The 18,149-nt window shown below is 63.8% G+C and carries 17 protein-coding genes and 1 pseudogene; 13 read left to right on the forward strand and 5 right to left on the reverse strand.

The window, feature by feature from the left end:
* The first annotated feature begins 25 nt into the window (after positions 1 to 25).
* From ACM0O9_RS03570 to ACM0O9_RS03585, 4 genes are all read left to right on the forward strand, one after another.
* On the forward strand, positions 26 to 2,467 hold the full coding sequence (locus ACM0O9_RS03570; RefSeq protein ID WP_414604074.1) for a VirB4 family type IV secretion/conjugal transfer ATPase: 2,442 nt from the start codon (positions 26 to 28) through the stop codon (positions 2,465 to 2,467).
* A gap of 45 nt (positions 2,468 to 2,512) precedes the next feature.
* Complete coding sequence (locus ACM0O9_RS03575) at positions 2,513 to 3,310, forward strand: hypothetical protein (RefSeq protein WP_231109098.1); 798 nt, start codon at positions 2,513 to 2,515, stop codon at positions 3,308 to 3,310.
* 78 nt (positions 3,311 to 3,388) lie between these two features.
* On the forward strand, positions 3,389 to 4,543 hold the full coding sequence (locus ACM0O9_RS03580; protein ID WP_235649335.1) for a TrbL/VirB6 family protein: 1,155 nt from the start codon (positions 3,389 to 3,391) through the stop codon (positions 4,541 to 4,543).
* 77 nt (positions 4,544 to 4,620) lie between these two features.
* Positions 4,621 to 5,118 (forward strand): DUF4189 domain-containing protein, encoded by a 498-nt coding sequence (locus tag ACM0O9_RS03585; RefSeq protein ID WP_164262764.1) that lies wholly within the window; start codon positions 4,621 to 4,623, stop codon positions 5,116 to 5,118.
* On the opposite strand, the pseudogene ACM0O9_RS03590 reads toward ACM0O9_RS03585, so the two are convergent.
* Positions 5,095 to 5,752: pseudogene (locus ACM0O9_RS03590) on the reverse strand (transposase); the annotation flags it as partial. The gene ACM0O9_RS03585 and the pseudogene ACM0O9_RS03590 sit on opposite strands and share 24 nt — an antisense overlap.
* Positions 5,753 to 5,960: 208 nt before the next feature.
* On the opposite strand from ACM0O9_RS03590, the gene ACM0O9_RS03595 reads away from it, so the two are divergent.
* The 4 genes from ACM0O9_RS03595 to ACM0O9_RS03610 all read left to right on the forward strand — a co-directional run bounded on the left by ACM0O9_RS03595 (position 5,961) and on the right by ACM0O9_RS03610 (position 10,432).
* Entirely contained in the window at positions 5,961 to 6,974 is a 1,014-nt protein-coding gene (locus tag ACM0O9_RS03595; protein ID WP_235649334.1) for a hypothetical protein, read from the forward strand.
* A 490-nt stretch (positions 6,975 to 7,464) separates the two neighbouring features.
* Positions 7,465 to 8,001: a hypothetical protein gene (locus tag ACM0O9_RS03600; RefSeq protein WP_032954278.1), complete on the forward strand. Its 537-nt coding sequence runs from the start codon at positions 7,465 to 7,467 to the stop codon at positions 7,999 to 8,001.
* 57 nt (positions 8,002 to 8,058) lie between these two features.
* Positions 8,059 to 9,066: an XVIPCD domain-containing protein gene (locus tag ACM0O9_RS03605; protein WP_005417198.1), complete on the forward strand. Its 1,008-nt coding sequence runs from the start codon at positions 8,059 to 8,061 to the stop codon at positions 9,064 to 9,066.
* A 520-nt stretch (positions 9,067 to 9,586) separates the two neighbouring features.
* Positions 9,587 to 10,432 (forward strand): hypothetical protein, encoded by an 846-nt coding sequence (locus ACM0O9_RS03610; RefSeq protein ID WP_235649333.1) that lies wholly within the window; start codon positions 9,587 to 9,589, stop codon positions 10,430 to 10,432.
* Between the two features lie 52 nt (positions 10,433 to 10,484).
* Here the strand turns inward: ACM0O9_RS03610 and ACM0O9_RS03615 are convergent, their stop codons facing one another.
* From ACM0O9_RS03615 to ACM0O9_RS03625, 3 genes are read right to left on the reverse strand one after another with little or no spacing between them, the layout of a single operon-like run.
* Entirely contained in the window at positions 10,485 to 11,813 is a 1,329-nt protein-coding gene (locus ACM0O9_RS03615) for an XVIPCD domain-containing protein (protein WP_032954274.1), read from the reverse strand.
* Entirely contained in the window at positions 11,810 to 12,463 is a 654-nt protein-coding gene (locus tag ACM0O9_RS03620; protein ID WP_065186150.1) for a hypothetical protein, read from the reverse strand. Before ACM0O9_RS03620 ends, ACM0O9_RS03615 begins: the two co-directional genes overlap by 4 nt.
* Positions 12,464 to 12,506: 43 nt before the next feature.
* Positions 12,507 to 13,196, reverse strand: coding sequence for a hypothetical protein (locus tag ACM0O9_RS03625; RefSeq protein ID WP_414604073.1), 690 nt, complete (start codon positions 13,194 to 13,196; stop codon positions 12,507 to 12,509).
* 246 nt (positions 13,197 to 13,442) lie between these two features.
* On the opposite strand from ACM0O9_RS03625, the gene ACM0O9_RS03630 reads away from it, so the two are divergent.
* A complete protein-coding gene (locus ACM0O9_RS03630; RefSeq protein WP_414604082.1) occupies positions 13,443 to 13,949 on the forward strand; it encodes a GNAT family N-acetyltransferase in 507 nt (168 codons plus the stop codon).
* A gap of 34 nt (positions 13,950 to 13,983) precedes the next feature.
* Here ACM0O9_RS03630 and ACM0O9_RS03635 read toward each other — a convergent pair whose 3' ends face one another.
* Positions 13,984 to 14,421: an acetyltransferase gene (locus ACM0O9_RS03635; RefSeq protein WP_065186149.1), complete on the reverse strand. Its 438-nt coding sequence runs from the start codon at positions 14,419 to 14,421 to the stop codon at positions 13,984 to 13,986.
* 184 nt (positions 14,422 to 14,605) lie between these two features.
* Between ACM0O9_RS03635 and tadA the strand changes: the two genes are divergently transcribed.
* From tadA to ACM0O9_RS03655, 4 genes are all read left to right on the forward strand, one after another.
* The gene (tadA, locus tag ACM0O9_RS03640; protein ID WP_095377163.1) at positions 14,606 to 15,130 is read left to right on the forward strand and encodes a tRNA adenosine(34) deaminase TadA; all 525 of its coding nucleotides are present in this window, start codon (positions 14,606 to 14,608) and stop codon (positions 15,128 to 15,130) included.
* 75 nt (positions 15,131 to 15,205) lie between these two features.
* Positions 15,206 to 15,778, forward strand: coding sequence for an oligoribonuclease (gene orn / locus ACM0O9_RS03645; RefSeq protein WP_053499815.1), 573 nt, complete (start codon positions 15,206 to 15,208; stop codon positions 15,776 to 15,778).
* Positions 15,779 to 15,922: 144 nt separating this feature from the next.
* Entirely contained in the window at positions 15,923 to 16,795 is an 873-nt protein-coding gene (locus ACM0O9_RS03650; protein WP_005417175.1) for an EcsC family protein, read from the forward strand.
* A 208-nt stretch (positions 16,796 to 17,003) separates the two neighbouring features.
* Complete coding sequence (locus ACM0O9_RS03655; protein WP_235649331.1) at positions 17,004 to 18,119, forward strand: alkene reductase; 1,116 nt, start codon at positions 17,004 to 17,006, stop codon at positions 18,117 to 18,119.
* The last annotated feature ends 30 nt before the right edge of the window (positions 18,120 to 18,149 follow it).

Here is an 18,149-nt window from a genome sequence, read left to right on the forward strand (position 1 = left end):
GCAGTACCTCTTTGGAAGCAGTCGTATGTTCAGCCCAGACACCTCCATCAGCGAGTTCATTCCATTGTCGTCGCACGTCGCCCCGAACGTGGTCAAGACCACGGGCGGCGACTACCTGCTGACCTGGCATCTGGAAGGGCTGCCGTTCGTCGGCCGTGAGGAGTGGGAGCTGGAGCATCGCCACAACACGTTCAACCGCCTGCTGCAGACGCTGCGTGCTCCCGACTTCGTGAACGTGGCGTTCTGGGTGCATGACATCCGTCGTCGCCGCACGCTGAAGGGCAAGAGCAACTACAAGCAGCGCTTCAACCAGGACGTGTCCGATCAGTACATGGGCATGCTGTCCTCGCAGCGCATCATGCAGAACGAGCTGTACCTGACCATGATCTATCGCCCCGTGGTGGCGGGTAAGCGCTTCGTCGAGAAGTCGGCGAACGTGGACAAGCTGCGCGCGGAGCAGGAGCAGGCAGTCGAAAAGCTGATGGAACTGGCCGGCAACGTCGAGGCCGTGATCCGCGACTACGCGCCGTATCGCCTGGGCATGTATGAGGCCAAGAATGGCGTGGTGTTCTCGGAAACGCTGGAGCTGTTCGGCTACCTGATCAATCGCATTGACGAGCCGGTCCCGGTGCTGTCGGCACCAATCAAGGACTACCTGCCGGTCAGCCGGCACATGTTCTCGTCCAAGACCGGTGACTTCGTCATCAATACCCCCAATGGTGCCAACCACTTCGGCGCCATCCTGAACATCAAGGAGTATGCCGAGGGAACTTACCCGGGCATCCTCAACGGCCTGAAGTACCTGGACTACGAGTACGTCATCACCCATTCGTTCAGCCCGATGGGGCGTCAGGACGCGCTCAAGGTGCTCGACCGCACCAAGGGCATGATGATCTCCTCCGGCGACAAGGCAGTCAGCCAGATCGTCGAGCTGGACCAGGCGATGGATCAGCTCTCGTCGGGTAATTTCGTGCTCGGCGAGTATCACTTCATCATGGCAGTCTACGGCGACAGCCAGGCCAAGCTGTCGCAGAACGTGGCCACGACGCGCGCCGAGCTGTCCAATGCCGGTTTTGTATCGACCAAGGAAGATCTGGCGGTTACCTCGTCTTTCTACTCCCAGCTGCCGGCCAACTGGCGCTACCGCACCCGCCTGGCCAATGTCAGCTCGCTGAACTTCCTGGGCCTGTCGCCGCTGCATAACTTCGCGACCGGCAAGCAGCACAACAACCCGTGGGGCGATTGCGTCACCACGCTGCAGACCACCAACGGCCAGCCGTACTACTTCAATTTCCACGCGACCCATCCGTCAGAGAACTCGCTGGGCGAGAAGGCGATCGCCAATACCATGGTGATTGGCAAGTCCGGTACCGGTAAGACCGCGCTGATCAACTTCCTGCTCAGCCAGGTGCAGAAGTATGAGCCGTCGCCGACCATCTTCTTCTTCGACAAGGATCGCGGTGCGGAGATCTTCGTGCGCGCCTGCGGTGGTAACTATCTGGCCCTGGAGAACGGCGCGCCGACCGGCTTCAACCCCTTCCAGTGCGAGAACAATGAAGCCAACGTGCAGTTCCTGGCCGACCTGATCAAGGTGCTGGCCGGCAAGCGTGAGTACAGCGCCCGCGAGGAAGAGGACATCTACCGCGCAGTGGAGAGCATGCTCGATACGCCGATGCACCTGCGCAGCATGACCAACTTCCAGAAGAGCCTGCCCAACATGGGCGACGATGGCCTCTACGCGCGCATGCGCCGCTGGACCTCGGGCAATTCGCTGGGCTGGGTGTTCGATAATCCGGTCGATACCGTCGACCTGAGCAAGGCCAATATCATCGGCTTCGACTACACCGACATCATCGACAACCCCGAAGTGCGTGTGCCGGTCATCAACTACCTGCTGCACCGCCTGGAGTCGCTGATCGACGGGCGTCCGTTGATCTACGTAATGGACGAATTCTGGAAGATTCTGGACGGTGAGGGTGGCCTGAAGGAATTCGCGAAGAACAAGCAGAAGACCATCCGTAAGCAGAACGGTCTGGGCATCTTCGCGACGCAGAGCCCGGAGGACGCGCTGAAGAGCGATATCTCCGCCGCACTGATCGAACAGACCGCCACGCTGATCCTGCTGCCGAACCCGAATGCCAGCAAGAGCGACTACATGGACGGCCTGAAGCTGACCGAGGCCGAGTTCAGGGTGGTTACCGCCCTGGACGAGCGCTCGCGCTGCTTCCTGGTCAAGCAGGGCCATGCGTCCAGCGTCTGCCAGCTCAACCTGCGTGGGATGGACGACATCCTGTCGGTGATCTCGGCCTCGACCGACAACATCGACATCATGCATCGGGTGTTGCAGATGGCTGCAGTCCGCAATCGGATCACCGTGGACGAGCTCACGCCGGAACAGTGGTTGGAAGATTTCTACAAGAATCGAAAGGGTTCGGGCAAGACGGCGAGTACTGAGGCCGTGGCATGAGTCGGGTGTCCCGACGCTCTTGAACGACCGACTATGGAGACGATGATGAACAGTCTGAGCAAGAACAGGAAGAAGGCCGGTATGCCGCGCAGCACTCGACTGAGCGCGTTGGCATTGGGCGCCGTGATGTCGTTGGCAACCACGACGGCGAACGCAGGCTGGCCGGTGTTTGATTACTCGAACCTGATGCAGGCCATCTATGAGTACAAGAACTCGATCACCAGTTACGCGGCCGACGCTGCCGAGTATGCCGAGCAGGCAGAGCGTTGGAAAAGGACGCTGGACCAGTACGCTCAGGCGCTGGTGAAGGTGCAGGCTCAGATGCGCAAGATCGGCCTGCCGGAGGGGCAGCCGTTGGTACCCGTGCCTGCGGACTATCTGGTGGCGGAAACCTGTGGCAGCAAGAGCAGTTTCTCGCCCGGCGATCTTTTCAAGAGTCTTGTGTTCAATCCGACCGGTGACATGAAGGAGCAGCAGACCCAGATCTGCGTGAACATCCGCATGATGCAGAATCGCAAGTACAACGATTCGGTCATGTTCCTCGCGCAGTCCATTCCCCAGATGGAGTCGGGCCTGAAGGAAATATTCGATCTGCGCATCTTCAGCAATGATCAGGGCAACGTCCAGGGTTCGGACAGCGAAGCGACCCGCATGGCCAACAACCTGGAAGTGGCAGCGCAGAGCTGGGAAGGACGCATGCGTTCTTACGATGCCTACATTGAAGTCATGGAAGCCAACCAGAAGATTGTGGCACAGGCGGCGCTCAAGGGAGATCCCACCAAGACCCTTGCGAGCGATCTGGTGAAGACAGTCGCGCTGAAGGCTGCACTGTCCATCGATTGAGGCAGGCGGTGGGGTGGCCAGAGCAAGTACAAGGGGCGGCCACCGGTGCAAAAGCGGTATTACCAAGGGATTGCAGGAATGACGATCAGGTCGATTGCCAACTTTGATTTTTCGGGCGGGTTCCAGGATCTGATGGAGCACGCTGTGCGTATCCAGTCGATCGGCGACTTCGTGTTCTTCAAGCTGATTCTTGACTACCTGCGCGACAGGATTGGCAAGTTCGGCTTCCATTTGATGGAGAACATGATGACGTGGGTCGGCGGCATCGCGCTGACCCTGATGACCCTGTGGGTGCTGGTACAGGGCTATCGGATCGTCACCGGCCGCAGCCGGGACTCGATGATGATCCTGGTGACCAACATGGCGCGCGCCGCCCTGATCGTGGCGGTGGCGACAAGCATGGGCATGTTCGGTCGCGACCTCCATGAATTCCTGACGGAAGACGTGAAGGGGCTGATCACGCACGTTGTGACCGGCAAGGATGAAAAGCCCGAGGCGCAGATCGACAAGAGCCTTGCCTGGATGCAGGTGGCGCTGTCCAGCATCGATGGCATCAAGATTCTCAATGATCCCGAGCTGCAGGCTGACAAGACCCGTGCGATGTGGTTCATCGGCCTGGGCACGGGCGGACCTGCAGTGACGGCAGGTTCCATGTTGCTGCTGTATGAGGTCGCCATGGCCTTGTTCATTGGCTTGGGACCACTGTTCATTCTGTGCCTTCTGTTCGATCAGACCAAGCAGTTGTTCCAGCGATGGCTGTTCTACGGTATTGGAACCATGTTCTCCATGGCGGTGCTGGCGGCGATGGTCTCGATCGCGCTGGACATGGTGATCCGCGTGTCGGCCTCGTTCTGGATGACAGCGCTTGTGAACAAGTTCCCGCTCATGGGCGCGTCCAGTGACGGTATGACCAGTCAGGCGATGCAGCAGGGCGGCATGGGATTGATCCTGACGACCTTGATTCTGACTGCGCCCCCAATGGCGGCCATGTTCTTCCAGGGCACCTTGGGTAGCTTCATGGCATATTCGCAGATAGGCGGTAGCCCGGTGGCGCAGGCGCCGGGACCTAATGGACAGCCGCCGGGTAGTTACTACACGCCGGATAAGCCATCCAACAACGCTAATGTGTCCACCAATACCCAGGACGCGACCGCTGGAGTATCACGCATGACGTTGCCGCAGAGTTCGACGTTGGGAGCACAGGAGACGGGTCTTCGGGGAGCAAATCGTTAGGTCCGCCGTCCTCCATGATGGCCGTTTCACCGAATTGTCTTGGTCGTTGAATAGAGCTTATGAAAATTGAGAAAGTGATGCTGTTAGTTCTGTTGCTCGCGTTCTCTGTAAGTGCATATGCGGAGGGTCGTTGTCCGCCCGGACAGTACCCGATTGGCGGCCAAGGAGTAGGCGGCTGCGCTCCGATCCCTGGTGGAACTGGTGGGGGGGAGGTTCCGAGCCCTCGAGCGACCGGGCGTTGGATAAAGACCTGGGGAGCCATCTCTCGTTCGATTACAACGGGTGACGTGGGCGCTTCTGTCGGAAAGCGTGCCAAGGCGGAAGCAATAGCTGAGGCGCAGTCGCGATGCGCATCGTATGGGGCGGTGGACTGCGCTGTTGGGCTCACCTACAAGAATCAGTGTGCTGCTCTCGTGGCTCCTGAATCTGGGTCTGGTGGGAGGATATCAATGGCTGGAGGGCCTTCTAAAGATGTCGCTACAAAGGCAGCGATGAAGAGTTGTTTGGATAACGGGGGGAGGGCTTGCGTGGTTAAGTACACCGACTGCAGTGAGCCCTTGTTTGAGAAGTTCTGACTCAACTGTGAACTTGTCCTGCTCGCTGCCGTTGTCCACATTGATTGCGCCCGGCGATCCTCGCTGGGCTGCCAACCTCGTCATTGCCTCCGCCACATGCTCCCCGCGTAGCGACTGGTCCACGACGATGGCAAGACACTCACGCGTGAAGTAATCAACCACGGTCAGCATCCGGAAACGGCGACCGTCAAATAGTGCGTCGCTGACGAAGTCCATTCCCCAAAGTGCATTGGGAGCAACGGCTACCTTTATCGGCTGACGCTGGCGTGCACTTCTACTGCGCCGAGGCCGGCAATGCCTTAAAGAAAGGCCTTCTTCCTTGCAAATACGATGGACCCGCCGACCCGGGTGCGTCGCTGGGCAGGCCTCAGAACTTTTTTGTGACCACCTCCTGCAACATGGCTTTGTCCAGGCTGAGATCAGCAACCAATTGCTTGAGCTTTCGGTTTTCCTCTTCCAGCAGCCTTAAACGTTTCAATTCCGAAGGGCCAAGCCCACCGTACTTATTTCGCCATACGTAGAAGGTGGCCTCGGCAATACCCATTTTCCTGCAGATCTCGCCTACTGCCGTTCCCTGCTCTGCCTGCTTCAGCGCGTAGGCAAACTGCTCCTCGGTGAAACGCGACTTCTTCATGCCTGAATCCTCGTTTGTCACGGGGCCCAATGTGCCGACGTCTCTACTCTCGCCTGCACCAGATTTCTGGGGGTGGGTCACTTTCGTTCAGGCTTAAGGTGCCGACTCTGCGCCAACGGGGGGCGTCCCGCGAGGCGACGCGCCAGGCCGTGCCATAGGGTGCCATCCGCGCTACCGTAAGTCTTCGCGCCATTCGAAGGAACGAATCATGCAGAATCCAGGCCGTGTTGCCTCACTGATTGGCGGACTGCTGTTCGCCTCGTCGACCCATGCGGCTGATAGCTGGGTCATCTTCACCGGTGGCGAAACGCCGAACCGCGAGGCATGGGTGGTCGATGCGCAAACGCTCGCCGACCGCTCGGATCTGGTCGGTTTTCTGCAGCGTGCCACGCCGGCAGAGCAAAACGCGTACCTTAAGCAGTTGCGCCGCAGGAAGCCACCCAAGCCCGGTGACCCGGTTGCGGGTCCGGAGCCGGTGTACGAGATCCAGGTCAATACCGTCTACGAGAACGCGACCAAACCGAATCGACTGGTCAGAAAGTACTGGGTGAACTGCTCACGCAACACCGTGGCCACCAGGACGAGTCTGATCCAGTGGCGCGATCGGCCAATGGAGAACGTCCCGCCGGATAAGTTTGAACCGCGAGCCGAGGCGACTGCTCCCTGGCAGGTGCAACTGGTGCAGTTTGCCTGTCTCGTGGGGCCTGATCCCAAGGCCAAGGTGCCGGCGGAAATGATGAAGCGCGGCTTCCTTTCCATCGGTGACGCCGGGCAATCGCCTGTGGATTTCATCTGGGGCAGCCTGTGGAAGGACGGCAAGCGCCCAGCATTCACCTATCGGCCGACCGACGCTGAAATGGATCGTACTGTGCGTAGCCTGGAAGCGACTGTGGCGCGCGGCCAGAATGAAACCAGCAGAGCTCTGGATGAGTCGCGTCGCGCAGCGAACCGGGTGGGTCGCAACAATCTCATGGAGCTGTGGATCGGAAAGACAGAGCAGGAATTCGTGAGGACATGGGGCCCACCGGATCGTGTGGAGAATGGGGCCGATGGTTCGCGTACGTTGTACCTGCACCGTGGCGAGCGTGTGCAGGGGTTGAATGCTTATGGGCATGTCGTCAGTGACGTCAACCATCGATGCGATATCACGGTGCTGACGATGGACGGCTACGTCCGTGACTACGCCACACACGGGGCTACATGCGCGCAGCAGTTGCGCTGATCGTGATTGCTGGCTACGACGCGAGGCAGCAAAGCATGGGCGGCGTGTCGCTGCTAGCCGCACGGGAGGCGCAGGCTTTCCGTGCAACATCGCCTTAGCCGAATCAGGTCTTGTGTGGGGTCGCAGCGCATCCCGGCGGTGCCATCCGCCGCGGATCTGTTTGCCCGATAAGCCACCATTCACGTTAACCGCGCTTTTTATGTGATCAAGTGCGCTTTTCATCCCAAGCCCCCTTCGACGAGCCCCGCCTCCTCGAAGTAAGCTGCGTGCGCGTCAAAATCCCGGCGCGCCGGTGCCATCGAACGCAGGAGCTTTTCCGTCCATGAGGACTGTGTCCCCCCGCGATGCGGGTGACGCTTGCCACCATCGCGGTTGCCGTGGGCTCGGGGCTATCATCCGCCATGGCGGCCGCAGGGCACGTGCGAGGCATCGCCCCGTTTCCGGCCTCCGCTCGGGAACTGGCAGGACGGGATTGAAGGAGTTGCAGGGGATGGAGAAGGGGAGTGGCGTACACATGGACAATGCCTTGGCGTTCGTTCCGTCCGGCGCGAACCTGCTGGAAGCCGTGCGCGGTGATCTGACCGGCAATGGGTTCCAGGACCAGCTGCTGGTGATCGACCAACCTCCTCCGGAGGGCTTGCTGCCCGGCGAGCACGGTCCCAACCGGGTGCTGTTGCTGCTGCTGGGCGACGCCACGGGCCGATGGCAGTTGGCGGCGCGCAACGACAAGCTGGTGCCGTGTTCCACCCGGGGAGGCATTGCCGGCGATCCCTTCGCGTACGTGACCATCGAGGATGGTGCGTTCAGTGTGATCACCAACGGCGGCAGTCGCGAACGCTGGAGCAGCGTCTACACGTTCCGGTATGCACCTGCCGAGCAGGCGTGCTGGGTGCATGGCGTGCAGCGAAGGGTGGTCGACACCGAGACCGAGGCCACCCATACGCGTGACTTCTCGGCCGCCGAACTTGGCCGGGTGCGGTTCGAGGATTTCGATCCGTCCGTCGTCGCCGACGTCAGCTTGCCCTGAGTGCCATGCCGGTGAGGAGGCGGGAGTATCCAACGATGATCGAGCAGGAGTTTCACCGTGTCGCAGGATAGGGAGTCGCAGCTGTTGCGGCAGGCCACGGAGGCCGGCATGACCTCGTCCCGGGAACTGGCCAACTTCATGGCGCAGGCCGGGCACGAGTCCCGTGGCCTGAGCCGGCTCAATGAAAGTTTCAACTTCACCCGGGGTATCTCACAGATCCCGGTGGAAGCGGCGTGGCGCAATGGCAATGGCGCGCTTGAGAGCGCGCGCCAGGAGGCGCTGCGTGGTCGGCCGGAGAACCTGGCCGAACTGATGTATGGCGGGCGTATGGGCAATGACGCGCCTGGCGATGCGCTGAAGTATCACGGCCGTGGCTATCTGCCTCTGGTCGGCAAGGAGAATTACGAGCGTGCCGGCAAGGCGCTGGATCTGGACCTGGTGAACCACCCGGAACTGGCCGCGCAGCCCGAGCACGCTGGCCGCATTGCCGTGTGGCAGTGGCAGACGCGGGTGCCGGAAGCGGCGCGCGAGGACGTGCGCGAAGCGACGCGCGCGATCAATGGTGGCCTGAACGGCATCGAGGCCCGCCAGCAGCGATTCGAGGTGTGGCAGCAGAAGCTGACGCCTGATGTGATGGCGCGGCTGGAGCGGGGCGAAGTCGGGGCGCCGGCCCAGCAGGCCACCGTGCGCGACATGTCGCAGCCTGGCGCGCCGGGGCATGCCCTGTTCCAGGGCGCCCGCCACCATCTGCAGCAGATGGGACCACAAAGCGGTCTGCGCAGCGTGCAGGAACTGGACAATGCTGCCGGCGCACTGGCGCTGAGCGCGCAGAAGGCGGGGATGTCGCGCATCGATCATCTCCTGGCTGGCAACGACGGCCGCACGTTGTTTGCCGTGCAGGGCGCGCTGGGTGACCCGGCCATGCTGCGCGCTTCGGTCGAGCGCGAACAGGCGGCACAGCAGCCGCTGGCACAGAGCAGCCAGCAGTTGGCCGCCAGTGTCGCCCAGCAGGACCCCGCGGCCGCGCTCGCCCGCGAGCAGGAGCAGCGCTCTCGATCCCTGTAGCACCTGATGCCGGCGGGCAGAGTGCCCGCGGGCGCTTTACGTACGACGCGTGGCGCCCTGTGGCGCCGACATGGAAACCCACTCGTAAGGACACCACATGCGAATCGTTCCCTCGAATACCCGGCACACCGCTGCCCGCTGCACTGCATCCGTGCGCCGGCTGCCGCCGCTCTGGCTGCTGTCACTTGGACTTGCCGCAGCGTCGGCACAGGCTCAGGAGGCAGCGGTACCTGTTGTGGAGACGCCCCCCGCTGCCGAGGCTACCGTTGAGGCGCCTGCAGAGGCGGCGGCCGTTGCAGCGCCCGCGGCGGCCGACGCCGTTGTCGTGGCGCCGACGCCCGAGGTGTCGGCTGCCGTGACACCCCCTGCGACACCTGTGGTGGACGCGCAGCCGGCGCCGACTGCGGATCCGGCGCCGGCGCCCGTTGCGCCCGCAGCGGCGGCACCTGTGGCTGCACCGTCCGCCTCCGTCGAGCCAACCGTTCCCGCGGTAGCCCCCGCTCCGCCCGCATTGGCCATCGTGCCGTTGCCGCCAGAGCAGGCGACCGAGCGGGCGCTCGGTGCCCGCTGCCCGGTGGATCTGGCCGGGCGGCTGGCGACCCAGGGCGACCTGCTGATTGGCGCCTGCCAGGGCACCATGCCGGCGCATCTGGCCGCGTTGCTGGTCGCGCTGCCTGTGCAGGACATCCACCTGCCGCGCAGCTGGCGCGAGCGTGAGGTGCGGCAGAAGGCCTGGTTCAAGGCTGTGCCGGGCTATGGCCAGCGCCCGGACTTCATCGTGCGGATGGGCGACATCTGGGTGCGCTCGCTGGAAGGGCGCGACGCCGACAGCACGTTCTACCTGGTGTCAGCGCCGTTCACCTGCAGCGACCGGGTCGCCAACCGCGAGGAGTACGGCGCGGAGCCGGTCCGTGTGCCAGCGGGTGATTGCCGCGAGGCTTATGTGGCCCAGCGTGTGTACCAGGTCCGCGGGGATGCGGCGCCGCGGGATGTGACCGCCGATGCCATGCCGACGATGCCCCCGGTCACGGAGGCCGATCGTGCGCGCCAGCTGTCGCGTGAGGGCCGGATCAGCCTGGACCACAGCAAGCTGCAGTACGGCCCGGCCATGCGTTGGTTCGTGCAATACCCGGAGTCGGCGCAGAAGGGTGGTCCGCGCGCCTACAGTGACTGGAACCGTGAGCACATCGCGTTCGTGGTCTGGACCGGTGATCGCTTCGAGCTGCGCGAGAAGGTCGCGCGCGCGCAGTGGCCCTGTGACCCGGTGGCACCCGGCGATCGCGCCTGTGGCGGATTCCCGGATTCCGGGCCCGATCTGTTCGTGACGGCCGCAGCATCCGTGCCAATGGCAGCGTCCAGCCCCTGAGCCGAAGTCTCGAAGTGATGCGGGAGCCGGGCTGACCGGCTCCCGCGCTGCATCAGGCCTGCAGGCTGCGGGTCTGGTTCCGCTGCTGTTCCAGCTGCTGGTCGCGCTCCAGCGCAACGCGCTGGTCGGCGGCCTGCTGGTCGATGCGCTGGCTGCTCTGTTCCAGCGGGGTGTTCATCGCCACTGCCGTATCCACCGATACGCGAAGGTGGGCGGGGTCGCCGCCCTGGCCCTGCACGGCGAAGCTGCGCGAGGCATCGGCATTCATGACCACTTCGTCGATGCGCTTGCCGCCTGCTGCGTGCATTTCGGCGGCCAGGCTGCCTGCCAGTTGCGTGCTCATCACGTCTGGTACCCGGCCGACGCGGACATCCTGCGCGTGCACGCCACGGATCGCGTCGTTGAACAGTGGGTTGCCCACATGGTTGGCATCGTCCATTCGCAGCATGCTGGTGTGATGGCCGTTCTTCTCCGCTTCGCGGCGTGCCGGCTCACCGGGCTGCAGCGGGCCGCGGATGTGGTCGTACAGGTCGACGGCGCCGCCTGGGATGCCCCGCGCCGCGCGGGTGACACCACGGCGCAGTGATTCAACGTCGTCGCGGTACTCCTCGATCATCCTGGCGTTGTCTTTTGCCAGCTTCTGCGTTTCCGGGTGCTGCAGCACCGAGCCGTCACCGAGGAAGTTGCCCAGCTTGTGCGCGCCGAACGAGCTGCCTGCGGCGATGATCGGCCGGTCGGGGATAAGGGCGCGCAACGAGTGATTGCTGAAACCGTTCGCGGCGAGCGTGCTGATTTCATTCGGCCTGGCGTAGATGCGCACCTGGCCGAAGTGCGGCGACGCTGCGCTGACCGGATCGGAGGCCATGACATGGTTGATCATGGTGTTGCCGCCTTCCGGGATGCGGTAGCTGAGGCTGACCGCGCCATAGGCGTTGAAGGTTTCGCCCTTGACGTTGAAATGGTGCGAGGTGATCTGCGCCAGCGCGCCGCCGAGGGAATGGCCGGTGACGGTGACTTGAGGAGTTGGTCCGCCGCTCAAGCGGGACTGCGCCGCTGCGGCTTCGAGCGTTCTCTGCGTCAATGCGATCGCGTCAGGTGCCTGCACATTGGTGCGGGCGACGACCATGCCTCCATCCGTCAGGATGCCATCGCGTCCGATCTGCTCGGTGCCCCGATGTGCAATGACGATTTCCTTGCTGTCTACGCGTTGATAGACCGTACCTTGATAACCATTGAGCCGATTGTCGACATGCTCAAGGATCTTGTACTCATGGCCGTTCAGTATGACCTTCTCTTCTTGACCAGGGGCGCGTCGACCGACAGCGCGATCCTTATATGCGTCATCGGATAAGGCGGCGTAGTCTTGTGACGTGATGGTCACGGGGCCACCTCACTTGCAGAAAGACTGATCGTGAACAAATTGTCCCGCAGATCGACGGCATAACCGCTGCGATCGGACTCGCCACTTGCCGGGAAATTGGGAACACGGTCTGTCCGCGGATAGACGAGATCAGGATAGAAAAGCGTGTGCGTTTTCCCTTCGATCAGCGGTTCCGCGTCAGCGAAGGTCAGGAAGCGGGTCTCCTCTTCAGCACCCGTTGCCTTCAGCATCGCGCCTGCACCGGTGAATTCCCATTTGCAGACACCACGACCGTAGTAGTCCTCGTCCAGCATGCGGTCCACATACAGCGTGCCGCGGTACTCGCCATCAGCAACCTTGCGCAGTTCCACCGGCTCCTGGCTGGTGATGCGTGCAGCCGTGCCGGTGGCCGGCTCGATGTGGCCGCACTGGTCTTCGTTGGTGACGTCGTACTGGGCCACGCCTTCAACCACAGCGAAATCACCCGGGGCGTCCTTCAGGCGCAGCACCAGTTCATAGGCCTTGCGCGGGCTGGGGTTGAGCTTGGCGAGGCCGCGCCCACCCTGGGCGACATCGGCTTCAGCAGCGGCACGTTCCTGGTTCATGGCGGTCTCCGGATGGCAGGCGGTCAACAGAAGCAGAGCAAGGCACGGAATCATCTTGTGGCGCAATGTCGGCCTCCTGGTGTGTAGGGGGAAATGTGGCACTGGCAGTTCATGGCACAAGCCTCTGCACAGTGGTGGTGGTTGAGAACAGCGCATTGCGCAGCTCTTCCCTGTACGCCGAAGGATCTTCCTTGCCACTTGCTCCGTATCCGGTGATCTCTTCGATCCGCGGGTAGTCGGCGCGTGGGTAGTACCGCGTCAACTGGCTCCCCGAGTCCATGCGCTTCTTGTCGATGAACGTCAGGAATCGCGTATCAGCTTCGCCGGTCGTGGCACGCAACATCGCGCCAACACCGGTCAGTGTCCAGTGGCAGGTACCGCGATCGTAATAGTCCTGGTCCTGCATGCGGTCGAGGTAGAACGTACCGCGATATTCGTTCTCGCCCGTCCTGCGCAGTTCCACCGGTTCCTGGCTGGTGATGCGGCTGGCCGTGCCGGTCGACCAGATGACCCGCCCGCAGTCTTCGTAGTTGCTGACGTCATACTGGGCCACACCTTCGGCGACCGCGAAAGGCCCAGGCGCATCCTTCAGTGTCAGCACCAATTCGTAGGCCTGCTTCGGCGCCGGGTTGAGTTTGGCCAGGCCGCGTCCACCCGCGGCGACGTCACGCTCGGCGTCGGCGTCGGCGTCGGCGTCGGCGTAGGGCGAACATGCCGCCAGCGGGACGAGGGCGAGCAATGCCAGGAGCGGCCGCCCCCTGGGTTCGGGGCGAGCTACACCCATGGCGCGAGCCTGCATCGTGCGTCCATGTCCATCTATCCTTCCTGGGTGGCAGGTATCTCGATTATGGAACGTGCCGGGAGCGCTGTGCCACCCTTGGAGACGGATTTTTGACGCCCCGGGGAAGCATTGCCCGGGCGGATCGCTTGCCGCACAAGGCTCGCGATCATCACGTTGGCATTGCTGCCGGAGGCAGGTCTGCTGCTGAATCCGTGACTGAAATCAATCATTCACATGTCCATCACTTCATTGAAGGCGCCCTCCTTGAACTGCACGATCCGCCCTGAAATCCGTGAAGACCGCGCTGTCATCCACGCACTCACCGAGGCAGCCTTCCGCGAAGCCCCGCACAGCAGCCACACCGAGCAGTTCATTGTGGATGCACTGCGTTCGCGTGGAGAGCTGAGTCTCTCGCTGGTCGCCGAGAAGGACGGGCAGGTCGTCGCGCATGTTGCCTTGTCGCCGGTGACGATCAGCGATGGCAGTACGGGCTGGTTTGGCCTGGGACCAATCTCGGTGCTGCCCGGATGGCAGGGGCAGGGTGTCGGCGCGGCGCTGATGCATGCGGCGCTTGATGCACTGCGTGAGCAGGGGGCGCAGGGCTGCGTATTGCTGGGAGAACCCGCGTACTACGGTCGATTCGGATTCCGCGCCGAGCCCGGCCTGGTGCTGCCGGGTGTGCCGCCAGAGTACTTCCAGGCGCTGCACCTGAGGCCGTCGATGGCGCAGGGAGAGGTGCAGTACTCACCGGCATTCGAAGCCACGGCCTGATGATCGGGGGCGGGCCTCGAATATCCGTCCAATGTCAGCCGTCGTGCCGGAGATGGATCAGAGGATACGGACGGCCCTGCGAATCTAGCGGTGAGCGGCCGGTTTCGACGAAGCCCATGCGCAGGTAGAAGCCAACGGCCTGTGCGTTCTGCTCATTGACGTCGGTACTCAGCTGCGGATGCCGGGCCAGCGCGTGCTGCAGCAGTTGCCGGCCGATACCAGTGCCGCGCACGTCCGGATCGATGAACAGCGCTTCCATGTGCGTGCCGTCGATCAGCATGAAGCCCAGTGGCCGATCCTGTGCATCGACCGCAACGGTCATCGGCGCCTGCGGCAGGAAGCTGGCGACTTCGGCATCGATGGCCTGGCGGTCTTCGGCGCTGAGGAAGTCGTGGGTGGCGTCGACGGCACGGCGCCAGAGGTCGACGAGGGCGGCGCCGTCATCGGCGCGCGAGGGGCGGAGGGTGGTCATGGGTTCACCAAGGTGCTTGCGGAAAGGCTCAGTATGAGGCCTGCAGCCTGGCTTCAGCGCGCTCGCTGCTTGGACCGCCGGTCGCGCGCAATGGCACCGCCGATACCCGCGCCGCCTGCACGGCCGCGGGCGTACAATGCGGCCCCGGCGGCCATCCTGGCCCTGCAGACACGCGAGAACCGCCATGACCGATGCCCTGGGTGTACCGGTGCACGACGCCGATGAACACTGGATGCGCCATGCGCTGGCGCTGGCCGAGCGTGCGCAGCGCGAGTTCGACGAGATTCCGGTCGGTGCGGTACTGGTGGGCGCCGATGGCCAGCTGCTGGGCGAGGGCTGGAACCTCAACATCGCCTCGCACGATCCCAGTGCGCATGCCGAGATCGTGGCCATGCGCGCCGGCGGCACGCGGCTGGCCAATCATCGGCTGCTCGGCAGCACCCTGTACGTGACCCTCGAACCCTGCGCGATGTGCGCGATGGCCATCGTGCATGCACGCGTCGCCCGCTTGGTCTACGGCGCCAGCGACCCCAAGACCGGCGCCTGCGGCAGCGTGTTCGACCTGCTGGGTGATGCCCGGCACAATCACCGGGTGGAAATCCACGGTGGGGTGCTGGCCAAGGAGGCCAGCATGCGCCTGACCAATTATTTCCGCGCCAAGCGCGGCAAGCCGCCGTTGCTGCTGGAAGACCATGCGGCCGAGGGCTGAGGGGCGAACGGGTATGATGGGCGCCTCTTTCCTTCACCGGTAGGCCGCGCGCCTGCCCAGCAACGAGGCGACACAATGGCGGACACCGGCGCGGCCAACGAGCGACTGATCTGGATCGACCTGGAGATGACCGGGTTGGATACCGACAACGATTCGATCATCGAGATCGCCACCGTGGTCACCGATGCCCAGCTCAATGTGCTGGCTGAAGGCCCCGAGTTTGCCATCCACCATCCGCTGGAAACGCTGGAAGCGATGGATGAGTGGAACCGCAACCAGCACCGTCGTTCCGGCCTGTGGCAGCGCGTGGTGGACAGCACCACCACCCTGGGCCAGGCCGAAGCGCAGACGGTGAACTTCCTGGCGCAGTGGATTCCGGCCGGTCTTTCGCCGATGTGCGGCAACTCGATCTGCCAGGATCGCCGCTTCCTGCATCGCCAGATGCCGAGGCTGGAGAAGTACTTCCACTACCGCAACCTGGACGTGTCCACGGTGAAGGAACTGGCCAAGCGCTGGGCGCCGAGCGTGGCCGCCGGCGTCGGCAAGAACAGCAACCATACCGCGCTGAGCGATGTACACGATTCAATCGCCGAACTGCGCCACTACCGCCAGTTCATGGGCGCGCTGTCGGGGTTGCCGGCTGCCTGAACGACGCCGCCGGGCATGGCCCGGCGCTACCGGGTGACACACCAACGGGTAGTGCCGGCCGCTGGCCTGCAAGGCGCGGGATCCGCGCCTTACTGTCGTGACCCACGACGAACCGTTCAACTTCCGGGCGCTAAGATCGGCGCCATGAACGAGCCCATCCTGCTTCCCCGCGACATCGCCCATGACGCCCGCGACTGGTCCGACCTGCAGCGCGCGGTGGCGCTGCTGGAAGCGCCGACCCTGACCGCGCGCATGGCGAACCTGGTCGGTACGCCGCTGGAGTTCGCGGTGAAGGCGCTGCCCAGTTCGGTCTCCAACCGCATCCACGGTGCGGTGCAGGCGGCACTGTCCAAGTCGGCGCAGGCAGCCCTGTGGAGCATGGACAACTCGCCCGGCAAGGGAGCGTCGACCCGCTGGCACAAATTGGCGGCAGCCACCTCCGGTGCGGTCGGCGGTGCCTTCGGCTTTGCCGCCCTGCTCATCGAGCTGCCGGTGTCGACCACGATCATGATGCGTGCGGTGGCCGACGTCGCCCGCAGCGAGGGGTTTGACCTGTCCGAGTTCAGCACCCGCCAGGCGTGCCTGGAAGTGTTCGCGCTGGGCGGCAACTCGCCGCGTGATGACGCCAGCGAGACGGGCTATTACCTGGCCCGCGGCTTCACCACCGATGTGATGCGCCACCTGTCGGCCGAGCTGGCCGGGCGGGTGGTGACCGGCCGCGACCTGACGCTGGGCGTGGCGCCGAAGGAAGCCGGCAAGCTGCTGGCGAAGATGGTGGAGAAGGTGGCGGCGCGCTTCGGCGTGGTTGTTACCGAGAAATTCGCTGCGCAGGCGGTGCCGATCGTTGGTGCGGCCGCGGGTGCAACACTGAATACCATGTTCACCGATTACTACCAGGACATGGCGCGTGGTCACTTCATCGTGCGCCGGCTGGAGTTGAAGTATGGGGAAGATGTGGTGCGCGCCTGCTATGACCGGGTGGCGCATGGCGGCGTGCTGATCGAACCCACGCTGTAACCGGCTTCGGGGTCGGAGCCCTTTGCGGTGCAAAGGGATCCGACCCCGGTTGCGCGCGGGGCCGGATCCCGTTCCGCAGGAAGGGGCTCTGCCCCCCGGCGGGCCATCCTTGCCTTCGGGGAACAATTGTTTTGCCAGTGCATGCCTGTTGCCTGGCAGCTGGCATCCCCATCCTTTGCGGCAGTCCCCCCCGCAAGAGATCGCCGCCATGTTGTTCACTCCCCACCGCTTGGGCGCCTTGACCCTGCCCAACCGCATCGTGATGCCGCCGATGACCCGCTCGCGCTCGTCGGCCGGCAACGTGCCCACTGCCGAAATGGCCGCCTATTACGCGCAGCGCGCCAGCGCCGGCCTGATCGTCAGCGAAGGCACCCAGATCAGCCCTCAGGGCCAGGGCTATGCCTGGACCCCGGGCATCCATAGCCCGGACCAGGTGCAGGGCTGGCGCCGGGTGACCGATGCCGTGCACGCTGCCGGTGGTCGCATCTACGCCCAGCTGTGGCATGTCGGCCGGGTCTCGCACGTGGCGCTGCAGCCGGGTGGCGCCGCGCCGGTGTCGTCGTCGGCGTTGTTGGCGGAAGGCGTGAAGGTGTTCGTCGACCCGACCGGGGCAGGTCCCGAAGCCGGGGTGGGCGAAATGATCCAGCATTCGATGCCGCGCGCGCTGCGCGAAGACGAGATTCCGGGCATCGTCGCCGACTACGCCCAGGCGGCACGCAACGCGCTGGACGCAGGCTTCGATGGCGTGGAGTTGCACGGTGCCAATGGCTACCTGATCAACCAGTTCATCGACTCGCAGGCCAACCAGCGCACCGACGGCTATGGCGGCTCGCTGCAGAACCGGCTGCGTTTCCTGCGCGAGGTAGTGCAGGCGGTGACCGCGGTAGCCGGTGGTGACCGCGTCGGTGTTCGTCTGGCGCCGCTGACGACGTTGCAGGGCGCGGTTGACGATACGCCGCAGGCCACCTATCTGGCCGCGGCGCACCTGCTGGGTGAGCTGGGCGTGGGTTACCTGCATATCGCCGAAGCTGACTGGGACGATGCACCGCTGATGCCGGTGGCGTTCAAGCAGGCGCTGCGCATGGTCTACCCGGGCACGCTGATCTACGCCGGCAAGTACACCGCCGAGCGCGCCGAGCAGGCACTGGCTGAAGGCTGGGCCGACTTGATCGGCTTCGGTCGCCCGTTCATCGCCAACCCGGATTTGCCGGAGCGTCTGCGTCTGGGGGCGGAATTGAACCCGCCGGATCGTGCGACATTCTTTGGCGGTGGCGCGGCGGGCTTCACCGATTATCCGACGCTGGAAGAGAGCGTCGCGGCCTGATCCTGGACGCTGCCGGCCAGCGGCCGGCAC

The organism is Stenotrophomonas sp. FR012, from assembly GCF_047520565.2.
GTDB classification, from domain to species: domain Bacteria; phylum Pseudomonadota; class Gammaproteobacteria; order Xanthomonadales; family Xanthomonadaceae; genus Stenotrophomonas; species Stenotrophomonas sepilia.